Annotated in this window: 20 protein-coding genes and 2 pseudogenes; 11 read left to right on the top strand and 11 right to left on the bottom strand. The window is 65.0% G+C overall.

What is annotated here, in order from left to right; genetic code table 11:
• Positions 1-77 precede the first annotated feature (77 nt).
• A complete protein-coding gene (locus ACX12L_RS21985; protein ID WP_459264448.1) occupies positions 78-665 on the top strand; it encodes a TSUP family transporter in 588 nt (195 codons plus the stop codon).
• A 217-nt stretch (positions 666-882) separates the two neighbouring features.
• Here the strand turns inward: ACX12L_RS21985 and ACX12L_RS21980 are convergent, their stop codons facing one another.
• On the bottom strand, positions 883-1293 hold the full coding sequence (locus tag ACX12L_RS21980) for a nitrate reductase associated protein (protein WP_244386930.1): 411 nt from the start codon (positions 1291-1293) through the stop codon (positions 883-885).
• Positions 1294-1378: 85 nt separating this feature from the next.
• Positions 1379-2275, bottom strand: coding sequence for a LysR family transcriptional regulator (locus tag ACX12L_RS21975; RefSeq protein WP_070401271.1), 897 nt, complete (start codon positions 2273-2275; stop codon positions 1379-1381).
• Positions 2276-2327: 52 nt separating this feature from the next.
• Here ACX12L_RS21975 and ACX12L_RS21970 point away from each other — a divergent pair, with 52 nt between their 5' ends.
• The 5 genes and pseudogenes from ACX12L_RS21970 to ACX12L_RS21950 all read left to right on the top strand — a co-directional run.
• The gene (locus ACX12L_RS21970; RefSeq protein ID WP_279613704.1) at positions 2328-5237 is read left to right on the top strand and encodes a molybdopterin oxidoreductase family protein; all 2910 of its coding nucleotides are present in this window, start codon (positions 2328-2330) and stop codon (positions 5235-5237) included.
• Entirely contained in the window at positions 5234-6001 is a 768-nt protein-coding gene (locus tag ACX12L_RS21965; protein WP_244386928.1) for a 4Fe-4S dicluster domain-containing protein, read from the top strand. The genes ACX12L_RS21970 and ACX12L_RS21965 overlap by 4 nt, the downstream gene beginning before the upstream one ends.
• Positions 5998-6930, top strand: a complete 933-nt coding sequence (locus ACX12L_RS21960) for a dimethyl sulfoxide reductase anchor subunit family protein (protein WP_244386927.1) — start codon at positions 5998-6000, stop codon at positions 6928-6930. The genes ACX12L_RS21965 and ACX12L_RS21960 overlap by 4 nt, the downstream gene beginning before the upstream one ends.
• Entirely contained in the window at positions 6927-8198 is a 1272-nt protein-coding gene (locus ACX12L_RS21955) for a SulP family inorganic anion transporter (RefSeq protein ID WP_244386926.1), read from the top strand. Before ACX12L_RS21960 ends, ACX12L_RS21955 begins: the two co-directional genes overlap by 4 nt.
• A 305-nt stretch (positions 8199-8503) precedes the next feature.
• Positions 8504-8838: pseudogene (locus ACX12L_RS21950) on the top strand (DMSO reductase); the annotation flags it as partial.
• Between the two features lie 281 nt (positions 8839-9119).
• Here ACX12L_RS21950 and ACX12L_RS21945 read toward each other — a convergent pair.
• Entirely contained in the window at positions 9120-9554 is a 435-nt protein-coding gene (locus ACX12L_RS21945) for a bacteriohemerythrin (protein ID WP_070401265.1), read from the bottom strand.
• Between the two features lie 365 nt (positions 9555-9919).
• Here ACX12L_RS21945 and ACX12L_RS21940 point away from each other — a divergent pair, with 365 nt between their 5' ends.
• Positions 9920-10195 carry a hypothetical protein gene (locus ACX12L_RS21940; RefSeq protein WP_244386924.1) on the top strand — a complete coding sequence of 92 codons (276 nt, stop codon included), beginning with the start codon at positions 9920-9922 and terminating at the stop codon, positions 10193-10195.
• Positions 10196-10246: 51 nt separating this feature from the next.
• A complete protein-coding gene (locus ACX12L_RS21935; RefSeq protein WP_244386923.1) occupies positions 10247-10657 on the top strand; it encodes a MarR family winged helix-turn-helix transcriptional regulator in 411 nt (136 codons plus the stop codon).
• A gap of 122 nt (positions 10658-10779) precedes the next feature.
• Here the strand turns inward: ACX12L_RS21935 and ACX12L_RS21930 are convergent, their stop codons facing one another.
• The 3 genes and pseudogenes from ACX12L_RS21930 to ACX12L_RS21920 form a co-directional block, all read right to left on the bottom strand.
• Positions 10780-12060: a Rieske 2Fe-2S domain-containing protein gene (locus tag ACX12L_RS21930; protein ID WP_244386922.1), complete on the bottom strand. Its 1281-nt coding sequence runs from the start codon at positions 12058-12060 to the stop codon at positions 10780-10782.
• A pseudogene (locus tag ACX12L_RS21925) lies at positions 12057-12587 on the bottom strand (Bug family tripartite tricarboxylate transporter substrate binding protein); the annotation flags it as partial. The pseudogene ACX12L_RS21925 and the gene ACX12L_RS21930, both read right to left, overlap by 4 nt.
• 10 nt (positions 12588-12597) lie before the next feature.
• Entirely contained in the window at positions 12598-12855 is a 258-nt protein-coding gene (locus tag ACX12L_RS21920; protein WP_279613703.1) for a tripartite tricarboxylate transporter substrate-binding protein, read from the bottom strand.
• A gap of 279 nt (positions 12856-13134) precedes the next feature.
• Between ACX12L_RS21920 and ACX12L_RS21915 the strand changes: the two genes are divergently transcribed.
• Positions 13135-14097: a TauD/TfdA dioxygenase family protein gene (locus ACX12L_RS21915; RefSeq protein ID WP_244386921.1), complete on the top strand. Its 963-nt coding sequence runs from the start codon at positions 13135-13137 to the stop codon at positions 14095-14097.
• On the opposite strand, the gene ACX12L_RS21910 is transcribed toward ACX12L_RS21915, so the two are convergent.
• Positions 14004-14420, bottom strand: a complete 417-nt coding sequence (locus ACX12L_RS21910) for a hypothetical protein (protein WP_459264449.1) — start codon at positions 14418-14420, stop codon at positions 14004-14006. The two genes, ACX12L_RS21915 and ACX12L_RS21910, sit on opposite strands and share 94 nt — an antisense overlap.
• Between ACX12L_RS21910 and ACX12L_RS21905 the strand changes: the two genes are divergently transcribed.
• Positions 14321-15220, top strand: a complete 900-nt coding sequence (locus tag ACX12L_RS21905) for a GlcG/HbpS family heme-binding protein (RefSeq protein WP_371134641.1) — start codon at positions 14321-14323, stop codon at positions 15218-15220. The two genes, ACX12L_RS21910 and ACX12L_RS21905, sit on opposite strands and share 100 nt — an antisense overlap.
• A 659-nt stretch (positions 15221-15879) precedes the next feature.
• On the opposite strand, the gene ACX12L_RS21900 is transcribed toward ACX12L_RS21905, so the two are convergent.
• The 4 genes from ACX12L_RS21900 to ACX12L_RS21885 all read right to left on the bottom strand — a co-directional run bounded on the left by ACX12L_RS21900 (position 15880) and on the right by ACX12L_RS21885 (position 20713).
• The gene (locus tag ACX12L_RS21900) at positions 15880-16803 is read right to left on the bottom strand and encodes a DUF932 domain-containing protein (RefSeq protein ID WP_305697757.1); all 924 of its coding nucleotides are present in this window, start codon (positions 16801-16803) and stop codon (positions 15880-15882) included.
• A 16-nt stretch (positions 16804-16819) separates the two neighbouring features.
• Positions 16820-17752 (bottom strand): site-specific integrase, encoded by a 933-nt coding sequence (locus ACX12L_RS21895; RefSeq protein WP_305697756.1) that lies wholly within the window; start codon positions 17750-17752, stop codon positions 16820-16822.
• Positions 17753-18231: 479 nt separating this feature from the next.
• On the bottom strand, positions 18232-19593 hold the full coding sequence (locus tag ACX12L_RS21890; RefSeq protein ID WP_305697755.1) for a tyrosine-type recombinase/integrase: 1362 nt from the start codon (positions 19591-19593) through the stop codon (positions 18232-18234).
• Positions 19594-20245: 652 nt separating this feature from the next.
• The gene (locus ACX12L_RS21885) at positions 20246-20713 is read right to left on the bottom strand and encodes an HAD domain-containing protein (RefSeq protein ID WP_459264447.1); all 468 of its coding nucleotides are present in this window, start codon (positions 20711-20713) and stop codon (positions 20246-20248) included.
• A 720-nt stretch (positions 20714-21433) separates the two neighbouring features.
• Here ACX12L_RS21885 and ACX12L_RS21880 point away from each other — a divergent pair.
• Positions 21434-21847, top strand: coding sequence for a hypothetical protein (locus ACX12L_RS21880; protein WP_459264446.1), 414 nt, complete (start codon positions 21434-21436; stop codon positions 21845-21847).
• Positions 21848-22213 lie beyond the last annotated feature (366 nt).

Below are 22213 nucleotides of genomic sequence, written 5' to 3'. Positions count from 1 at the left end.
ACGCCACGAATCGCAGATTTGAAAGTGAACAGGAAAGTCAATGAAATCAACGATCTACCAACACCACCTCCGCGCCAGTGCTAGCTTTTCGTACCGTCACTTATTGCACTGAAAACGAGGAGACCCCCTATCGCGAGGCGGTGGCTGGATCCGCGCCGGGGGTTCTCGCCGGTGTGCTGTTGCTACAGTGGCTGAGCGCAAACGTCATGACCGTATTGGGCGTGCTGCTCGGCGTGACCATCTTCGCGTGCGCGATCACCATGTTGCGGCCGGGAAACGTGCTGCCAGTACGGTCCAGCGGCATCTGGTTCGGCGGCTTCGGCCTGCTCTCGGGACTGCTGGGCGGCCTGTTTTCGGCCGGCGGCCCCCCGCTTGTGTACCACTTCTACCGACAGCCCATGGCAATGGAAGCCCTGCGGGCCACCTTGGTCGCCGCGCTGACCACGATGAGCGTGATGCGGATTGTCGTCGTCCTGGCAACGGGACAGTTCAGCCTGCTTGCGCTGAAGATGATCCTGCTCGCCGCCCCTGCGGTGCTGGGGACGTCCTGGCTGCTGCGACGCTATCCCCCCCGCTGGCGACGCGAGACGGTGCTCAGGATCGTGTGCGTGTTGCTTCTCGCCACCGGCGTCAGCATCGCCGCCTCAGCCCTGCTGGGACGTTGAGTCCGCACGCATGAGGAACCTGTGCATGCGCGACTGCGCGTGCATCGATGAGGCGGCACACTACCGCCGCGTGTCACGCGGGTCGATGATTGTCCTCCACGCTGAAGGCTTCTGCAGTGAGGAACGAGGAGGTGAGCTCGCTCAGTTCCGCCTCCAGCTCGCGTTCGCGTTGCTTGGGATCGGCCGCCGCACTGATTCGCGCTTGTACGCGTCCCCTTCACCGCGCAGCGAGCCCCACTCCGCCGGCGGCCACCCAAGTTTCAGCCCGATTCCGCCTGCTGAGAACATAGTGCGCAAACGGCGTCGCAGCCGCGAGCCAAGCACCGGCTGCGGCGGCATCGCAGTCCAGCGCCTGGGCGACCTCGTAAGCCTCCAGGCGCACCGGTTGCCGCAGGCGCGTGTCGCGGCTGGCGCCGGCGTGGAGCGCGCACAGCGCGAAGTCCGCCCCGGCAGGCAGGTGCAGCAGTTCCGCACGCGTGTCCAGCGGCAGCGCTTGCCACTCGAGCAGCGACAGCCGCAGTCCGCAGCCGTCCAGCTTGTGGCGCACAGCGAGCGGCAGCCACAGCAGGCGGCGAGCTTCGTCGGGTTCGAAGGAGAGGCAGGCGGTGGGCCCCACGTCGGGTCGCATACGGACAGCATAGCGCCCGCCTGAAGTTCGAGAACGCAATATTCAGGTCGCATTGACCTGAATAATCGATCGTCCTCGGGCCGTGTCAGTCCGTCGTGCAGTGGCGCAGGAACCCTTCGGCTGCGGCGCCCAGCTTCTTCGCCCGGTGCAGCACGATGGAAAGGGTGCGCTGCATCGGGGGCAGGGTGGTGGCAAGCTCCACCAGCCACCCCTCGGCGATCGCCTCCTTCACCGCCAGCCGGGACAGGCACCCCAGGCCCAGTCCTGCGGCCACGACGCGCTTGACCGCCTCGTTGCTCCCCAGCTCGAGCTCCACCTCCATCTGTGTCAGATGCGGGATCAGCCAGCGGTCCGAGGCTTCCCGAGTGCCAGAGCCGGGTTCGCGCAGGACCCAGGTGGCATGGTTCAGCTGGCGTGCGCCGGCGCGGCGTTCCGCCAACGGGTGGCCAGCGGCGGCGACCACGACGATCTCATCGCTGCGCCACTTGCTGACCGAGAGCTCCGGGTGGCTGTGGGTCCCCTCGATGAAACCGATGTCGGAGCGGAACGAGGCGACCCGCTCGAACACGTCATGCGTGTTGGCGATATCCAGCAGCACGTGGCTGCGCGGGTTCGCCTGCTTCCACCTGGCGATCAGCACCGGGAGCAGGTACTCGCCGATCGTGTAGCTGGCGGCCAGCCGCAGCGACGCCGCATGGGCCGCGGTGAACAGGGCTTCCGTCTCCACCGCCTGCTCCAGGATTCCGGCCGCGCGCGGCAGCAGGGCCCGCCCATTCTCGTTGATGACCAGCTTCTTGCCCACCCGGTCGAAGAGCTGCGCACCAAGCACGGCCTCCAGCTCGCCGAGCGCGTTACTCGCGGCCGACTGCGAGCGCGAGATCTCGTCAGCCGCGGCCCGCGTCGTGCCGCCGCGCGCCACCGCCGCGAACACCTCCAGCTGGCGCAGCGTGAGCTTCAGTCTCTGATCGATTTTCTGATTCACTGCAACCGGAATTATGCGGCACACGAATCTGTGCGCTGTCTAGCATAAGCTTATGTTCAAGTTCCTCTCCAGCGAGCCGGTGCACGATGCAACCGCGAGCAGCACCGCGGACACCGAGGTCAAGACGACTACGTGCTACATGTGTGCCTGCCGCTGCGGCATACGCGTGCACCTGCGCGACGGGCAGGTCCGGTACATCGACGGCAATCCCGACCACCCGATCAACAAGGGCGTGATCTGCGCCAAGGGCAGCGCGGGAATCATGAAGCAGGTATCGCCTGCGCGCCTGACGCAGCCGCTTCTGCGCAGGCCAGGCAGCGAGCGGGGCGAGGGTGAGTTCGAGCCGATCTCCTGGGAGCGCGCCTACGAGCTGCTCACCGAGCGCCTGGGCCGTATCCGCGCCACCGATCCGAAGAAGTTCGCCCTGTTCACCGGGCGCGACCAGATGCAGGCCCTCACCGGCCTGTTCGCGCGCCAGTTCGGCACACCGAACTATGCGGCGCACGGCGGCTTCTGTTCGGTGAACATGGCTGCCGGCATGATCTATTCGGTCGGCGGCAGCTTCTGGGAGTTCGGCGGCCCGGACCTGGATCGCGCCAAGCTGTTCGTGATGATAGGCACCGCGGAAGACCACCACAGCAACCCGATGAAGATCGCCTTGGGCGACTTCAAGCGCAAGGGCGGCCGCTTCATCTCGATCAACCCCGTGCGCACCGGCTATTCGGCGATCGCCGACGAGTGGATTCCGATCCGCCCCGGCACCGACGGCGCACTGTTCATGGCGCTGCTGCACGAACTGCTCGCGCAAGGCCTGGTCGACCGGTCCTTCCTGCAGCGGTTCACCAATGCGCCGCAACTGGTGGTGCTGGACGAGGGCGAGCGCGAAGGCCTGTTCGCCTTCGATCCCGCCGCCGGCCCGCCCGGCGACGGCCGCCACCCGCACAACAAGCTGGCATGGGACCTGGCCAGCGGCCGGGTGGTGCAGGCCTATCCGGAAGGCGTGGAGGAAGGGCGCCAACTGGCGCTGGAGGGCCACTACAAGCTGGCGGACGGGACGCGTGTGGCGCCAGCCTTCCAGCTGTTGCGAGACCGCGTTGCCGACACCACGCCCGAGTGGGCAGAGGACATCACTGGCATCCCGTCCGAGCGCATCCGCCAGCTGGCGCGCGAAGTGGGGGAGACGGCGCTGCACCAGGCCTTCGAACTTCCCATTCCGTGGACCGATGCGTGGGGGAAGCGGCACCCCACCACCCAAGGGCGGCCGGTGGCCTTCCACGCCATGCGCGGGCTGGCGGCGCATTCCAACGGGTTCCAGACGGTGCGCGCGCTGGCGGTGCTCATGAGCGTGCTGGGCACCATCGACGCGCCCGGCGGCTTCCGCCACAAGGCGCCGTACCCGCGCCACATCGTGCCGAACTACCGGGCCTTCAACGACCCGTCCATGATCAAGCCCAACACGCCGCTGAACGCGGCGCCATTGGGTTTTCCCGCCGGCCCCGACGAATTGGCGGTGCACGAGGACGGAACGCCGCTGCGCATCGATCACGCGTTCTCCTGGGAGCACCCGCTGTCGGCCCACGGGATGATGCACAACGTCATCACCAACGCGGTGCGCGGTGACCCCTACGAGATCGACACACTGTTGATCTTCATGGCGAACATGGCGTGGAACTCCACCATGAACACCATGGAGGTGCGCAAGAAGCTCAACGCGCGCGGGGAGGACGGCAACTACAAGATTCCGTTCCTGGTGGTGTGCGATGCCTTCCAGAGCGAGATGGTCGCCTTCGCCGACCTGGTGCTGCCGGACACTACCTATCTCGAGCGGCACGACGTCATGAGCATGCTGGACCGGCCGATCTCGGAGTACGACGGTCCGGTGGATTCCGTGCGCGTCCCCGTGGTGGAGCCCACCGGGAACTGCAAGCCGTTCCAGGAGGTGCTGATCGAGCTGGCCTCGCGCCTGAAATTCCCCGCCTTCACCCGAGAGGACGGCACGCGCAAGTTCAAGGACTATCCCGACTTCGTCGTCAACTTCCAGGCCCAGCCGGGCGTGGGCTTTCTCATGGGCTGGCGCGGCAAGGACGGCACTGAGCACCTGCGTGGCGATCCCAACCCCCGGCAGTGGGAGATGTACGCCAGGAACAACTGCGTCTTCCAGTACCACATGCCGGAAGACCAGCAGTACATGCGCAACTGGAACCAGCCTTACCTGGACTTCGCCAAGGACAAGGGTTGGCGGCAGCGCAACGACCCGGTGCAGCTGGCCATCTACTCGGACACGCTGCAGGCCTTCCGGCTGGCCGCGCAGGGCAAGAGCAAGGGCCGCCAGCCGCCGGAGCACCTGCGCGAGCGCATCGCCACCTACTTCGATCCGCTGCCGTTCTGGTATGCGCCGCTGGAGACCGCCTGCATCGACGCCGACCGCTACCCCCTGGCGGCGATCACCCAGCGGCCGATGGCGATGTACCACTCCTGGGATTCGCAGAACGCCTGGCTGCGCCAGATCCACAGCCACAACTACCTGTACGTGAACCCGCGCACCGCGCAGGAAGCTGGCATCGAGGACGGCGGCTGGGCCTGGGTGACCAGCGCCTGGGGAGAGCTGCGCTGCATGCTGCGCTACAGCGATGCGGTGGAGCCGGGCACGGTCTGGACCTGGAACGCGATCGGCAAGGGTTCCGGCGCCTGGCAGTTGGCGCCTGCCGCCGACGAGTCGCGCAAGGGCTTCCTGCTCAATCACCTGATCACCGAGGAGCTGCCCTTTGCCGGTGGACACATCAGCAACTCCGACCCGGTCACCGGCCAAGCCGGCTGGTACGACGTGCGGGTGAACCTGCGCCCGGCGGCGCCCGAAGAACCAGCGGAAACCTTCCCCCAGATTGCAACCGTGCCGAGCGCCCCAGGCGTGCTCGGGGGCGCCCGCAAGGTGCTTGCCTACCTCGTTCCCAGGAAGCCATGAACAACCCAGTCCAGCCAGCCCCCGAAACACTGGCCAAGCAGCTTGCTCTGGTCATCGACCTGAATGTCTGCGTCGGCTGCCATGCCTGCGTCACCTCGTGCAAGGAGTGGAACACCTCGGGCGCGGCCGGCCCGCTGACGGACCTGAATGCTTACGGCGAGCGGCCCACCGGCACCTTCTTCAACCGGGTCCAGACCTTCGAGGCCGATAGCTACCCGGATACGCAGACCATCCACTTCCCCAAGAGCTGCCTGCACTGCGAGGACCCACCCTGCGTGCCTGTCTGCCCTACCGGTGCCAGCTACAAGCGCAAGAGCGACGGTATCGTGCTGGTGGACTACGACAAGTGCATCGGCTGCAAATATTGCAGCTGGGCCTGCCCCTACGGCGCCCGTGAGTTCGACGAGGAACGCAAGGTGATGACCAAGTGCACCCTGTGTGTGGACCGCATCTACGACGAGCTGCTGCCGCCGCAGGACCGCAAGCCGGCCTGCGTGAAGGCCTGTCCGACTGGCGCCCGCCTGTTCGGCGACGTCAAGGATCCGGACTCCGAGGTTTCGCAGGCGATCCGCGAGCGTGGCGGCTACCAGTTGATGCCTGAGTGGGAGACCCAGCCGGCCAACCACTACCTTCCGCGCCAGATCACCCTAAGCACGGTGCCGCAGGCGCAGCCGAATTTCCGGCTGGGCGATTTCCTGAACGGCGAGCCGGCGTCCGGCAAGCACAAGCCAGGCAGCGGTGCAATGGAAAAAGACGCCCGATGAAGCCAGCCCTCTCGATCATCCTTTTCACCACGATCGCCGGCGCCGCCCAGGGGATGGTGGTGGCACTGGCGTTGGCCACTCTGGCCGGGATCGCGCCGGCTACGGCGCTCGCCCCCATGCTTTGGGCGGCCACCGGCATGTTGCTGGTGGCCCTGGTCGCCTCCTTCTTCCATCTGGGGCATCCGCTGCGCGCCTGGCGTACGGTGCTGATGTGGCGCACCTCCTGGATGTCGCGCGAGGTGATCGTGCTGCCGGCGTTCATCGCGCTGGTAGGCGGCTGGGCCCTGCTGGCCACACTGGCGCAGCGCGACGCGGTGGCGCCGCACTGGCTCGCCGGAATGGCGATCGTGGGCGCCGTGCTCCTGTGGTACTGCACCGCGATGATCTATGCCTGCATCCGCTTCATCCAGGAATGGGCGCATCCGCTCACGGTGGTGAACTACACGACGCTCGGCCTCGCCTCCGGCTTTGTCACCGCCGGCGCGCTGGCGGTAATGGCCGGGGAACCCGGGTTCGCCTCCGACATCGCCCCCTGGGCGCTGGCGGCCACGGCGCTGGCGTGGTTCACCCGCGCGCTGTCGCTGCGCCGCAATGCGCGGCTGAAGCCGAAGTCCACCACCCAGACGGCGACCGGCATCCAGGCGGCGCGGGTGGTGCAGAAGTCCATGGGCATGACGGGAGGCTCCTTCAATACGCGCGAGTTCTTCCATGGGGCTTCGGCACACGGAATGCGCATGGCGCGGACAGGCTTTCAGGTGCTGGCCTTCGCACTGCCGATCCTGCTGCTTGCCTGGGCACTGCTGAGCGGCTCGGCGCTGGCGTGGCTGCTGGCGCTGGGATCTCAGGCGGCAGGCCTGCTGGCGGAACGCTGGTTCTTCTTTGCGCAGGCACGGCATCCGCAGAATATCTACTACCAGGCAGTGTCGTGACGCCGGCGCTGCCCTTCTTGCGCTGGCTGCCGCAGTGGCGGCAGAAGGACGTGCTGCGGGCGGACCTGCTGGCCGGCCTGACCGGGGCCATCGTGGTGCTGCCCCAGGGCGTGGCCTTCGCCACGCTGGCGGGCATGCCGCCCGCCTACGGCCTCTATGCGGCGATGATGCCGTGCGTGATCGCCGCGCTGTTCGGCAGCAGCCGCCTGATGGTGACGGGGCCGGCCAATGCCATCTCGCTCACCACCATGGCGCTGGTGGCACCGCTGGCGGCGGTGGGCAGTTCGCAGTACGTGGGCCTGGTGCTCACGCTCACGTTCGTGGTGGGGGCGCTGCAGTTGCTGCTGGGGATGGCGCGCGTCGGCAAGTGGGTTGAGCTGGTGCCGCATGCGGTGATCGCCGGCTTCACCGCCGGCGCCGCCGTGCTGATCGTCAACAGCCAAGTCGGCACGCTGCTCGGACTCGACCTGCCGCGCGGGCTATCGGTGGCGCAGACGCTGCGGGTGGTATTCACGACCGGGCAGTCCATCCAGGCGCTACCGGTGATCGCCGCCATGGCCACCATCCTGATCAATTTGGCGGCGCTGCGGCGCAGCCGCTGGATACCGCCGATCCTGATGGCAGTGATCGGCGGCACCGCCATCACCTGGCTCGCCGCCGGCCTGCTGGGCGCGCAGCCGGCCACCGTGGAGGCGCTGCCGGGGGCGCTGCCGCCGCTGTCGCTGCCCGACTTGCGCCAGGTGCCGAACCTGGTGCTGCCGGCGCTGGTGATGACGCTGCTGGCGGTGACCGAGGCGATGGCGATCGCCAAGGCGTTCGCGCGGCGCGCCAACGAGCCTTTCGACGGCAACCAGGAACTGGTCGGCCAGGGGCTGGCCAACCTGACCGGCTCCTTCTTCTCATCGTATCCAGCCAGCGGTTCATTCAACCGCTCCGGCGTGAACGTGGCGGCCGGCGCCCGCACGCCGCTGGCGGCGGTCAGCGCCGCCGTGCTGCTGATCGTGATCCTGTCCTTTGTCGCGCCCTGGGCGCGCTGGCTTCCGCTGGCGGTAATCGGGGGGCTGCTGGTGGTCGTGGCGTGGGGGCTGGTGAACCCGCGCGAGATCCGGCACCTATGGAAGCATGAGCCGGTCGACCGGCTGCCGATGGTCGTGACCTTCGCCGGGACGGTGACGCTGTCGCTGGAGTGGGCGATCCTCCTCGGACTGGCGACGGCCTGGGTGTCGCGGCGGCTGGCGGGCCCGGAGACGGGGAGTGGGAGCTTGTAGGGGGGAGGCAACTCGGCCGCGGACACGTACTTCACGGCCGCCGGCAGGAGCTGCTTGATTCCCGCAGCCCGGCGTCCCGCATCGCATGGCCCTGCGGCTTATCCAGTACCGCGTCCGGCAGTAAAACGCTGAACAGCCGACCGGGGCTTTGTTCATCTAGACGCGTCCGGTTTTGCGATTTACCGGCTAAAACCGAGGCGCGGTCTGTAGCTGGAGAGCACCACCAGCAACCGTGAAATTGCCGCGCGCAACGAGATGCGCGTCAGATGCAACTTCGGCCAACGAGAGCACCGGCGTGGTTCACCCGCACGCTGTCGCTGCGCCGCAATGCGCGGCTCAAGCCCAAGTCCACCACGCGGACCGCCACCGGCATCAATGCGGCGCGGGTGGTGCAGAAGTCGATGGGCATGACCGGCGGCTCGTTCAACACGCGCGAGTTCTTCCACGGCGCCCCGGCCCCCGCAGTGCGCGTGGCCCGGGTGGGCTTCCAGGGCTGCTCGCCTGGGCGCTGCTGTCCGGCTCGGCGCTGGCCAGGCTGCTGGCGCTGGCCTCGCAGGCGGCCGGCCTGCTGGCCGAGCGCTGGTTCTTCTTCGCCCAGGCGCGCAATCCGCAGAACATCTACTACCAGAGCGTGTCGTGACCCGCTGCCCTTCGGGCGCTGGCTACCGCATTGGCAACGGAAGGACGTGCTGCAGGCCGACCTGCTGGCCGCCCGTCAGATCACAGCAACCCTTAGCCTGTGCATGCACGCTGCGGCAGTTCTGCAGCAACATAAGATTCCCGTGGATCTGAGGTGCCGCGTGTCCGGTCCACTTGCTGCTTGCGATAGTCAGCGACCAAGGAACCCGGCTCTTGCCACCGTACCCGTTCTTCCCAAGCAGGCTGGCCCGCCGAAGGAATTCGCGCCGCGGGCGCGCGAGCTCAGGCCTTTGGGCGGCGGCTGATCTGAACGGGCGCTCCGCCGAAGCGCTGCTTCGAACGATAGGTTGCAACGCCGGCATCCATCTCCTGGACGTGGTGCGGCAGCCAATCGAGCAGTTCCACGGATAGGCTCTGCACCACCCGCTGCTTCATTTCGGGCGGATGGGCGGCGCCGACCAGCACCTCCCGGACTTCATCGAAGGACTTCAGCACGTTGGCATGTTCGTCCAAGTGGCACTTCGAGTTGCCATCCTTCATGTCGCGCAGGTGCTCGTCCTCCATGGCGAAGTGCTGCGCCGCGTGCGCGCGCAATGCGTCGAGGGCAGGCACCATGTCGTCCGCGGATGCGCCCAGCAGGCGCGTGATGAGCGCGTGCAACTCTTCGTGGTCGCGGTCAAGGGTTTCCTCTCCCAGCTTGAGTTCGGATTTGTCCATAGCGTAATTGGACCACGAGTCGTGCCGGGCTGCCTCAGCCGCAGCTCGTCGCAGCCGAGGCAAGCCATGCGGAGCTCCTGCAGTGCGGCTGGCGAACTGCACTCCTCCTAGCAGCGGTTCCCGCGCGATTCCCTTTGCGCTTTCAAAAGGGGGCGCTCGTCCGTGGCGAGCTGCTGGAGGGCACGGGCCGGGAACGGTCCGTATCAATAGAGGCTACAGGCACACGCCATCCGAGTCTTCCTGCGCTGCGGCCGGGATCGAGTGTGAAGGAGGTTTGCACTCGAACGTGCACTTGAGAGCTGGTCACCACTGCCGGCCTGAAGTCCACCACGCAGACCGCCACCGGCATCAATGCGGCGCGGGTGGTGCAGAAGTCGATGGGCATGACCGGCGGCTCGTTCAAAACGCGCGAGTTCGTCCACGGCGCCTCGGCCCGCGCAGTGCGCATGGCCCGGGTGGGCTTCCAGGTGCTGGGCTTCGGGCTTCCCCTCCTGCTGCTCGCCTGGGCGCTGCTGTCGGGCTCGGCGCTGGCCTGGCTGCTGGCGCTGGCCTCGCAGGCGGCCGGCCTGCTGGCCGAGCGCTGGTTCTTCTTCGCCCAGGCGCGCCATCCGCAGAACATCTACTACCAGGCCGTGTCGTGACGCCGGCGCTGCCCTTCGTGCGCTGGCTGAAACGTGCGCGAAAATCCCCCTGTGAGCATCCCACCCTCGCGCCCGGCACCTGTCGGCGCACAAGGCAAGCCAACTCTGAAGGACCCGCAGGAAATCGAGGATTTCCTGCTGTACCGGCTTTTTCGTATCACGCACGTCGGCCTGCGTGGGACGGACGACATGTACAAGCGGGAACTCGGAATCTCCCGCCGCGAATGGAGGATCCTGGCGTACCTCGCCCGCACGCCGGATGCGAGCCTGAAGGCCCTGGCGGCGGACGCGGGCATCGACGTGGTCGTGGCGAGCCGGACCGTCGCCGACATGCATTCGCGTGGGCTGGTGGACAAGCGACGCTCCCCGGGCAACAAACGCCTGGTGTGCCTGCGCCTGACCGACGACGGTGTCCAGATCCACGGCAAAGCCAAGCTGATGGCTGCGGCTTACAACCGTTAGCTCGCAGAGTGCCTGACCCACGACGAGGCGTCATTCCTCTTCGAACTGCTGACGAAGCTGGAGCGGCAGGCAGCTCTTCTCACTCGCGACAGGTAGCCTTGGGCCCGTGTCCCCCAAGTGCGTCAGAGGCTTGAACGCACTTCGTCGAACGTCATGCGGCGCGGTCTGGTGACCGCAGATGCATAGCCGCCGAACAACTCAGGGCGGCTGGCGGACGGCGGCAACTGCCGCTCGCTTTGATGGCTGCGCACCGCCTCCAGCAGCATACGGCGGCATTGCGCCATGGGCATGTCGGAAGGCATCAGCTTCTCGCGGGAGCGATCATGCACGCGTCCCTGGCTCTCCTGCACCGCCAGATCTTGCAGCTGCGCGCTGCGAATACCGGTGAAGGACGCACGCCGCTGCAAAGCACGGTCCTGCAGGTAATCGTTCTCGCGCGACCCGCGCGGAAGGTAGGAACCGGGCACCAGCGGTGCATAGTCCTCGCCGACATCCCTGTAGCTATCCAGTTCGGCAGCGGTCAGCGGCCGGTCCTGGTGCCAGCGAATCCGGTACCACCAGCAGTTCTCGTCGTCGATCGGAATGAACAGGTTGATGCGGCTCACGTTGCCCGGCGCCGTGGGCACGATCACGAAGCACGGCAACAGCCACCGCGCGACACGCCAGTACGCGTTCTCCGCACCGGCGTCACGGCGCGCGCCGATCTGCAAACCGTAGTCGGTGCGCTCGGCGAACAGCGTTGGACGTCCGTCCTCGTCCGAATAACGGATCATGTCGCCGATGCCGAATACGTCGGAGCTGGTCTCTCCTTCCTTGTGCAGGAAGGAGATGTGCGAGTAGTCGATGCTGCCTTCGAGCGCCTGCAGGTAGTTGCAGCGCATCAGGCACTTGGAGACATACGTGTGCTCGCCAGGAACCAAAGTGAACGCCAGGGCCGGGGGCAGCGCATGCGGCTCGCCTTTTCCCATCCATGCCCATACGATGCCGCCCCGCTCCTGCGTCGGGTAAGCCGTGGTGGAGAGTCGTTGCATCTGCGCCGGGGTGCAGCTGTCGGTCGGGACATCCACGCACCTTCCGCCGGCATCGAACTTCCAGCCGTGGTAGATGCAGCGCAGGCCCCCCGCCTCGTTGCGGCCGAAGTAAAGCTCCGCCCTGCGATGCGGGCAAAAGGCGTCGAGTAGGCCGACCCGCCCGCTGCTGTCGCGAAACGCGACGAGATCCTCGCCAAGCAGCCGCACGCGCGCTGGGGGGGCGTCAGGCGCCGGCAGCTCCTTGGAGAGCAGCGCGGGCATCCAGAACTCCCGCATCAGTTCGCCCATGGCCGTGCCCGCGTCAGTCCGCGTGAGCAGGTCGTTCTCTTCCGCTTTCATCGTTTTCCCACTCGGGCGCGACGCCGCGTTCATTCCTTGTCGATCTTGATTTTCTTCAGCGCTTGTTCCCAACGAACCGTTTGCTGCTTGAGCATGGTGTCCACCTGCTCCGGGGTGCTCCGGTCGGAGATCATGGCGCCGGCTTGCGCGAGACGATCGCGCACGCCTGGATCCGCGAGTGCCTTCGTGAATTCCTCATTCAGCCGCTGCCGAACGGCTGCTGGCGTCTTCGACGGCGCGACGAGAGCGTACCAAGACACGACCTGCGCATCGGGGAAACCCGCTTCGGCGAAGGTGGGCACGTCGGGCAGATCTTTCACGCGGGTCGGCGAAGCAACCGCTAGGGCGCGCAGCGATCCGCTCGCGACGTGGCCGCGGGCGACGGACATGGGGGACATGGCGAACGCGAGGCGCCCCGTCAGAAGATCGGGCATGCCCGGCGGCACGCCCTTGTACACAATGGGCTGCAGTTCGATGCCGGAACTCAGCCTTAGCATCTCGGTGTTGAGGTGCATCGAGGTTCCAACGCCGGGCATCAGGTAGTTCAGCTGCCCCGGCCGCTGCTTCGCGTTACTCCACGAACTCCTTTAGCGTCCGCACCGGCAGCGATGCGGGCACCAGCGCCACCACCGGCGCGTTCACGAGTTCCACGATGCCGCTGAAATCGTCGGCCGGATGCCAGGTGCTCTTGCCGGCCGTCAGTCCGGGATTGGTGACGTGGCTAAGCGTAGCCAGCAGCAGCGTGTAGCCGTCGGCCGGACTGCGTGCGACGTGGGCAGCGCCGATCGATCCGCCCGCGCTCGGACGCGCTTCGACCACCACCGGCACTCCCCTATCGTCACCGCCCGTGCGGGGTAAGCCTGCGGCAATGCCGGCGTTCCGAAAACCATGGCCAGCGACGCCATGAGCAGCGTACCGAGCATCCTGCGATTCGTCATCGAGTGTCTCCTGTGGGAAAGCCTGTTGGCAGAGTATGTGCTCCAAGCGGCCACGTCGGTGGCGGGACACTTGACGAGCACAATCGTTTTCCGCTGCGGAGGCGACGATTGACTTGGTCAATGGCAAGAGCCGAACGTAGCATCCGCCCACTTCCGCATCGGACACGACATGACCCAGACAGACAACAGCGCCATCGTTGCCACGCCCCTGAACGGGCACATCGGGGCCGAGATCTCTAACATTGACTTGGGCCGGCCCCTGGCGCAAGCCGATTTCGACGGGTTGCAGGCCGCACTCGCGCGCTACGAGGTGCTCGTCTTTCGCGACCAAGACATTTCGCTCGAAGCCCAGATCGCGTTCGCGAAGCGGTTCGGCAACCTGTCCACGCATCCGTTCGCGACGAACCTGCCCGACGTGCCGGAGGTGATCGAGTTCGACAACTCCGGCCGCAACCCCGCCGGGCCGACCGACTCGTGGCATTCGGACGAGACATTCCGCGCCCGCCCGCCAATGGCCACCATCCTGCGGGCTAAGGTCGTGCCACCCTATGGCGGCGAGACGGTGTTCGCCAGCATGACGGCCGCTTACGACGGCCTGAGCGAGCCCATGAAGGTGTACGTCCACCGGCTGCGGGCGCGGCACGACTTCAAGCCCTGGCGCCACATGTTCGCAGACTCCAAGGCTGCGCGCATGAAGCTCATCGAGCTGGAGGACGAATTTCCCAACCCCATGCACCCGATCGTGCGCATCCACCCGGTGACCGGACGTCGCGTGCTATTCGTGAATCCGCAGTTCACTGTCGGCATTGAGGGGCTGAAGGAAGACGAGGGCCAGACCATCCTGAATTTTCTGTATCGGCAGGCGATGGTCCCCGACTACCAGCTGCGCTTGAAATGGAGGCCGCACACCATCGTGATGTGGGACAACCGGTCCACCCAGCACTACGCGCCGCACGACTACTATCCGCACCGCCGCAACATGGCGCGGCTAACCGTGGAAGGCGGCCCCGTGGATGGCCCAGTCGGCGATTACGAGCCTCAGCCGGAGAACCCGCTGAAGCTGGCACAGCCGCCGTCGCAGGACACCGACGAGAAGAAGCTGCTGCGACCGTTCGAGCGCGCGATGATGTGAGCCTGCGCGCAAGGAGCCCGCTCAGCGCGGCACTTGCGCTCGGCTGTCCGCCTGCCTGAGCATTCGCCGGAAGCGATGAGCACGATCGCCTGCCGGATCGCCACCGGCATGAACAACCATTGCACCGGCACATGCTGCAGCATCCAGTTGGTGATGGCGATGCTCACGATGGTGAGTGCGAACGCAATTGGTACCATGAGGACGGAGCCAACATCTTCTGCGGATGCGTGCCTGGCGGCCAGCGCGGAGAACTGCGGCGATCCGCCGACCACCGTCGCGCCCAGGAACAGTGGGGGCGCCCATTGGAACGCCAACGGCAGCAATCAGGCAGATGCACAGCTGTGGGGGCGACGCGCGCGCTGCCTACGCGCTCGCTCCAGTGCCCGCGCGGCAGAGCCGCGCCGCTGGCCATCACGAGGAAGGACGACGGCGACACCTAGCCCGGATATTTCGCGAGCCCAGGTGCTGCCTAATTCTTGAGCAGTTTCGGGGGTTCGCGGAATTCGTGCGGGTTGGAGGCAGGCTGGTAGGCCTCTTTTTCTGCCGCCCAGGCGTACTACCCCCTTACCCCCCGTTGTTTGTCGGCGTGCCGGGGACAGCACTGTGCGAGGTTCTACGGGGCCAGGGCGCGCGCTGCCATGAGGAACACGTGCTTCGGTCCCTCACCCCAGAGGCTGCGTTGCGGGCCGCCCAGGCTGCCCTGCAAAGTTGCGCGCGCACAGGCTATCAAGTGGCGGTCGCAGTCAGCGACCGTGCGGGCCACCCCCTGGTCATGCTGCGCGATCGCCTCCCTGGACCGCATACGCCGGAAACTGCGATGAACAAGGCCTATACCGCGGTCACATTCAAGATGGACACCCTGGCGTTCGCCCGTGCCACCCAGGCTACGGAGGTATCCTCGGGAATCCGGGAACTGCCGCGCGTGGTCGCCATCGGCGGTGGGCTGCCTATCGATTCCGCCGTCCAGGTTCACTGGTGGGCAGTATCGGCGTGTCGGGTGCGCCCGGCGGAGATGCCGATCACGCCTGCGCGTCAGGCCTCGCCGCCATCAACGACGATCTCGAGTTCTGAACCCCGGCCAGGTCGTCGTGGCGGAGACGAAGCTGTGGCGCAACAACCTTGAGGCAAGGCGCACCGTGCTGGCGCAGATCCTGGACTATGCAAGGAGCTGACCGCCTCAAGGTACGAGACCCTCTCTGGCGCACAAAAGAAACGACGCGGGGAAAGCACGGGTTCTGCTGGTATGGAAAGGTGAACAGAGGATCCGACGCACAAGCCCGGCGGAACATTCCAGCCCGCCTAGTCAGATAACTGGTCCTATCGCAACAGCACGGAACCGAACGCGCCCGAGGTCTGTTTGTCGACTGATAGTTGGGCGCCCGGTACCGCTGCCTACTGCACCTCTCGACCCAGCTCACCACGGCTGCGGCTTCACGCGCGTAAATTCCGCTTTATGCGAAGCCAGACGGAATTTGGGGTGTGTAGCTCACTGCGAGCAGCCTATTCCCCGTCGTGGTAAGTCACCACAGGGCCGAGTCGCGCATCTCCTCCAGTTTCGCCTTGCGCCTGCTCGCACGCGCTTTCTGCACGATAGCGGCGCAGACGGCTAGCACGCCGGCCAACGCGATAAGTTCATGCGACGTCAGTGATCGCTCGAGCACGTACGGGGCTGCGAGGTCAAGTATTAGGAGGGTGGCTGCGCAAGTGAGCAGCGGACGAAGGTAGTGCATGTTGGCGCGGCTTCGAGAGGAGGCCGACGGCGGTCACACCGTCGGCTTGGCTCTAGCGTACCACCGTGATCAGCATGTCGCGCAGTATGGAAACCGCGAGCTGCTTTCGATTGGCGCCTGCGCCGAACCACGTGCTGTATAGCGCGTCGTGCGGGCGCTTGCGTAGCTCTTGCGCGTCGATGTGTTGCGCGAGCGCAAAGAGCAGATCAAGGGCGGTCGGGCGTCGGCGTCCCGCCTGCGCCTTGAACAACATGAGCACGGCCTCTGTGGACTTGAGCCGAGGTGCACGATGACCGGGCACCTGTGCGCTGCCCAGAATCAGGTGCAAAGCGCTTCTGGCGTCGGCGTCGGACATTGGCAGATGCGCAAGCTCCTTCAAGCACTCAGGAAACGCGATGCACTCAGATATGAGATCTCCGATGTCGATGAGGGTGTCCGGTGGCAAGAACTCGAAGGTACGGGGTATGCGCATGGTGGGATGCGGCCGAAGGGCGGCGGATAGTGCCAGCTCCCCTGGCTCCAAGAGGCACAGTGCGCTTGCTCGGGCAGCTAGATTGCTGTCGCACGAGGTGCTGAGGAGAAGGAATGAAGAAGCTGACCGCTTACCGACAAAGCGCGAGCCGTAGCCCGTCTCAATCAGCCCCCAAATCGTTCTTCCTCCCTGGATGTGGCCGACCCGTGTGAGCCGCATGTCGTAGAACTGAGCGAGCTGCAGGTAGAAGTCGATCACATCCTGCGGCTGCCATGTTCGGTGGCTAGAAGGCACGATTGCGAGCTGCTGTAGCGTGTCACTCCGGTACAAAACCTCGTGCCCATCGATTGGGATGGCCTCTGGCGCGCGGCCTGAGACCCGCGGCGCGTATGTGAGCGGAGCGGAAACGATGGACCACGTGAGTTCGGCAGACTCTCGTATGGCCTGAATTGTTGCGTCGTTCCAAGGTGCTGCGGCGATGACGGCCTTCGTTCGGTTGTGCATGATCGTCCTCCGGGTGCTAGAGCAGCGCAGAGGCCGCGTTGCAGTCGAATGCGCTGAGGCCGCGGATGTAGCGGTGAACAGTGCTTTCGGATCGGTGCCCGGTTTGGCGCTGGATCGCCCACACAGGGACGCCCGCCTTGGCGGCACTTGTAACGAGGCCAGCCCGGAGGCTGTGCGCCGTGAACCCCTCCGGCGACAGGCCGTGGAGTGCGAGGCGCTTCCTCAGCAGCCAGCCCACAGAGGCGCTGTTGAGGCCGCCTCGCAGATTGCCGTGTTTGTCGATCCCGCAGAACACGGGAGTGTCTGAACCCGGCCCCGGTCCGTCCTCGGACATAGCGCCAACTGTGGTCAGCCACAGCCGAAGCGCGCGCACGGGGCACTGCTGCCCGCGCGGTGCTTTAGGAATCGCAACATCACGGCCCCGCCGGTACTGGTCCGTCTTACTGCTGCGGAGACGGACGAGAAGACCTTGCTTAGTGAACGAGAGATCCTTGAAACAGAGCGAGGCGATCTCCGACCGACGGAACCCGCCTGCGAAGGCAATGAGGAAGAGGGCGGCGTCGCGGCGGTTCTGTGCCTCGGACAGACAGCGCAGTGGCTTCACCACCCTTCTGACCAGCTCTGGCGTGATCGGTGTTGCCTGCTTCTGAGCCACTCCCTTGGTTCTTCGGATTCCTCGAAGCGTGCGCCGGACGAGCGCGGACTTGGTGGGCGACTGCAGCCCCTGCTGCTCGTGCGCGTAGGAGATCGCCGCGATCTGCCTGGCCAGCGTGCTTGGCTTCAGTTCTTCCGCGGCATGAGCGAGGTAGCGCGCAACTTGTTCTGCAGTGGCAGGAATGCGGCCGCCGGATCTTTTGAATCGATCCAGGTCGCTGGCGTACGCCTGCAAGGTGTGCACGGAAAGCGAATTGCGTAGATAGCGAATAACGTCGTGTGAGCGGCGCGCCATCTCAGTACTCCCCAGGCAGCAGGAGCGTGGTCGCTGAGCGGTCCGCCTCTGTGATGATCCAGATGACTCCCGCACCGCCGGCCACTCCGGCGGGTCCGACCGCATAGCTGGACACAATCCGGGTGTGCATCGCTAGTGCGAGCTCATTGGCCGCCGCGTCCTCGGGATGTACCAGGCCCCAGTCGCCGTGTACGTGACGTGCGAGGAAGGTGTGAGGAGTCTGATTTAATCGCTCGAGCAGTTCGAGAGCGCCGGGGGTGGCGTAGATGCGGCCAAGGGGAAATTTCGGGCGAGCGTCGCCCTGCCGTGAATTCGACATTTCTGAGCCTTTCGTTTAGCTCCGCACGCGCGCGCCCGCGGCCGTGAAATTGGCGGGCGAGGGAGTAGGGGAGTGGGAGAGCGGACCGGAGCTTGTGTGTCCGGTCCGAGCGCAGCGTGCTTTGCGCTTGCTGCGTGGGGCGCGTGCCTCTAGTTTTGCTTCAGGCGCCCCGTTTTCCTACCGTTTTCTGGCGCTTTTCCAGCGGTTTCGGGGCGGATTTACCTGTTTTTTGGGTGGTTTTCGGGGTGGCAAGCGCCAGATCGCCTGTTTTTTCAGCAATCCTGGGGATCGTTCCAGTGGAATTTGCGGCGACGAAGGTGGACCAGTCCTCCATCAACTGCCGACGCCGATCGAGCATATCTGTGCGCATATACGAGCGGACGGTCTGATCACCAACCGTGTGCGCAAGTGCAAACTCCAGCATCTCGTGCGGGTGCTTCGTCTGCTCGCTTCCCCACGTGCGGAAGCTCGCGCGAAAGCCGTGCATCGTGTACTCCACTCGCATGCGTCGGAGCAGCTGCGTGAACACCATGTCGCTTAGCGGCAAGCCTTGGGTGTTGGGGAAAATCAGACCCATCTCTGAGGTCACCAACCCCTCATCGCGCAGGCGCTTCGCCTCCGCCAGCACTTTGGCTGCGCGACGCGAGAGCGGCACGTTGTGTGGGCGGCCTGCCTTCATGCGTTCTTCCGGAATGTTCCAGCAGAGGCGGTCTTCGTCGATCTCGGACCACAAAGCGCCCCGGGTCTCACCGGAGCGCGCAGCTGTCAGCACCGTGAACTCGAACGCAAGCCTCACAATTTCCGAGGATGGGCCAGCTTCGACTTCCCGTAGAACAGAGCCCACCAGCGGGTAGGGGCACGAATTGTGATGCTCTACCTTTCGAGCCCTGTCATTCGGTCCAAGTGCGATCCGCACCTGCTGCCAGAACTCCGCGTCTTTTCCCAGGCTGTAATCCCGTGCAGCTGCGAAGTTGAGGACAGTTCGAATCCGTTGCAAGAGACGGCTCGCAGTCTCTGCCTTGGTTTTCCAGAGCGGCGCGAGGGCAGAGACTATCTCGGCCTTCCCAACGTCACCGACTGGTAGAGAGCCGAACTTCGGAAACGCGTACTGCGTCAGCGTGTTGATCCACTGGGCGGCATGCTTCGCATTCTTCCACTCATCAGCACTCGCCTCGTGGTACTCGCGCGCGGCGTCTTCAAACGTCTTGGAGCGCGCACGTTCAGCGGTTCTATGGGCCTCGCTGGCTTTCCGCTCCCCGGCGCGCTTGTCGATAGGATCTATTCCGTCAGCAAGGAGCTGCCGTGCGCGCTGAGCGCGCTCGCGCGCCTGCGCCAGTCCAAACGCAGTGACCGAACCCAGGCCCATCTCTCGCGTCTTCCCATTCAGCGTGTACCGGAAGATCCAAGAGCGGGACCCAGTCTTGCTGACCTGCAGGTACAGGCCATTGCCGTCCAAGTAGTACCCGGGCTCCTTGTTCCGGCTTCGAACAGCACTGTCCGCCAATAAACCGTGTCGTGTCATTACCCGCATTCCTACCCACATTTAGGATTGTATTGCCATGCACGTGCATGGACAACCTTGGATTGCGGGGATGTCGGAAAGCGGCGGCAGCACTGGGATGCTTGCTATGGTGGATCGTGTTGGACGTGCATGGACATGTGGTCATATGCCTCCTACTCCGCCGGATCGTTGAGGCCATGAAGTGGCGTGGAGCGCTCCGATGGCGCTCCCGGCTGAATGTGCAGCCAGGAGCGGTCATCGCGGTCAAGAGTGCTGGTGAGCTACGCACCGCGCTTCAATGCGCTTGTGCGCCGGCCGACTGCGACGTTGAAGTGCGGCGAGGCAGCCCGTGGTGCCGGCCGGCAGGGGCTGCCGTCCTCCCTCTGAGACGAGTGACAGTGGCGGTGGTCCGAGTTCCGGCCCGACGTCTGCGTAGCGCGTCACCAGATGCGCAGCCCGTCTGTGGCGCCGAGTGCGCCGTGACACTCTTCAAACAGCACGCCGCTGCCGCAGAACACTTGGCCTCAGGGGGGATCTTGGGAACTGTCACAGGTCTGGCGTCAGCTTCTAAACTCACGTTACGTTCTCGTTGGCAGTGCACTCCCAGGGTAGCAACACGCGCCAAACGCGCTATGCGGCTGATCTAACGCGGCGTTTTCTCGGCGCCCAGGCGTCAAGGGGCACTTGGGGTAGAAAGTGGCCTCACGAGGTACCGCAGGCGCTCGCGTAGGCGCTGGGCATCTGCCACGCGGAATCCGACGGTGCCGTTGACGCAGAGCAGTTGCTCGCAGCCTGACTCGAACAACCAGGGCTGGTCGTCCAGCGCTAGCCAAGGCGCTGCGGGACGGTGCCGGCGCAGCCACTCCTGGCACTCGCTCTGGCGCGTTCTGGCCAGATCGTGCTTCGGCGTGGCATCACGTATGCGGTGCGCCATGTCTTCAGAGAAGAATTCGCGCATCTCGTGCAGGCCATGGTAGACCCTCCAGCTGCTGCTGATGACGATCTCCACGCTGGGGAACTCTCTCAGGACCTCCTCCAGCAACGGCACCGCAGCGAAGAGCTCGTTCACCTCGGCGCTCGTGCGGTGGAGAACGCCGTCGAAATCAAGAAACAGGACGACCGCTGCATCTTGAGAATTCATGAAGAGGGCCCCTTGTGCCTTCAGTGCACCCCACACCGGCACCGTGCACTTGGCGTTTGCATTTTCGAGCTGTGGGGCAGGAAAATGCCCTCCACGCCGATCTTTTGCGCATGCGGCGAAGCGGCATCCGAGGCGCCGCAGGCATGGATTATCGGTGTGAGGCCCGTTCACCGCCACCGGCTGGAATCGGCTGCGCGCCGCGCGGCCATGGGTGAGTCTCCACAGGGACCGTCCGACAATTCTCACCGGCTGGGCAACAGCCAAGCGGATCTGGGGCCTTGCATCGTCGCGGCGCACATCCCTCGGCTGCTACCTACCGGCGTACCCGTGCAGCATCGCAAGCTATCTTGTGCAAGGCAAATGGAACGACCGCCTGGTTGCCCACGAACTGCGTCACGTTCAACAGTACGAGAGCCTGGCGGCATCGAAGGGTTCATGCCAGTGTATCTGTCTCAAATTGCCCAGTTTGCTACAAAGACGCGCCACTTGAGCGGGACGCGCGAAGCGCTGCAGGTGAACCTGAATAGCCAAAAGCAGCATTGCCTGCGCGCCGCTTGCGCAATCTCCCGACATGAACAAGATCCGGTGGACTACAGGTTGGATTAGGTCCGAGCGGCCTCACATAGTATGCTGCAAGCGTGGGGAAAACATGGTTGGAATGTGTTTCTTCCGCGTATGTTTTCTGGTTCTGGCATAATGCCTGCCCGACTGGAGACGATCATGAGCGGACTTGGTCCCAGCCTCTTTGACAGCGTGCCAGAGGACTATCTGCAGTTCGGCCGCGGATCTTCCTTCAATGCGAAAGCAGTCCCACAGATGTTGGGATTGAAGAAGGAGGAGGTATCTCGTGTTGCAGGGGTCTCTTCCAAGTCAGTGCGCTATGACGACAACATGCCTGAGCAGGTGCGGGAGCGCCTCGAGGAGATTGGCAACACCATGAACATGGTTGCGCAAGCCTTCGGCGGCGATGTGGAGAAAGCGGTTGCCTGGTTTAAGGCGCGCAATCCTTTGCTCGGAGATGTCTCCCCCAGAGACATGATCCGGCTTGGACGCTACGAGCGGCTGCGCAAGTTCATCATCAATGCGATGATGGAGCGACGCCAACCCGTGCCCCCTGTGTCTGCGCAGGTCTAGGCTGTCGGAACTCACTATCGTCAAGACTTGCCGAAGCGATACGGTCCGCCACGAAGGGAGCCCGCTAGAAAAGAGCCGATCGGCATCTTGGAGCTGGACCGCTTCAGCGAAGCGAACCTGAATCGTTGGCGCGAGATATCGAACGATCTTGATGAACTGCAGAGCGTTCTCTATTTCAATCTCGTTCCTGAGCGTCGAAGACATCGCGATGACCTGCTGCAGGCCGTTGCCACAGCTACTCGGGGTCTCCTCGTTTTCAGTGCAATAAGTGACGGTACGAAAAGCTAGCACTGGCGCGGAGGTGGTGTTGGTAGATCGTTGATTTCATTGACTTTCCTGTTCACTTTCAAATCTGCGATTCGTGGC

The organism is Alicycliphilus sp. T452 (assembly GCF_054512775.1).
This window is presented reverse-complemented; position numbering and strand designations above follow the sequence as displayed.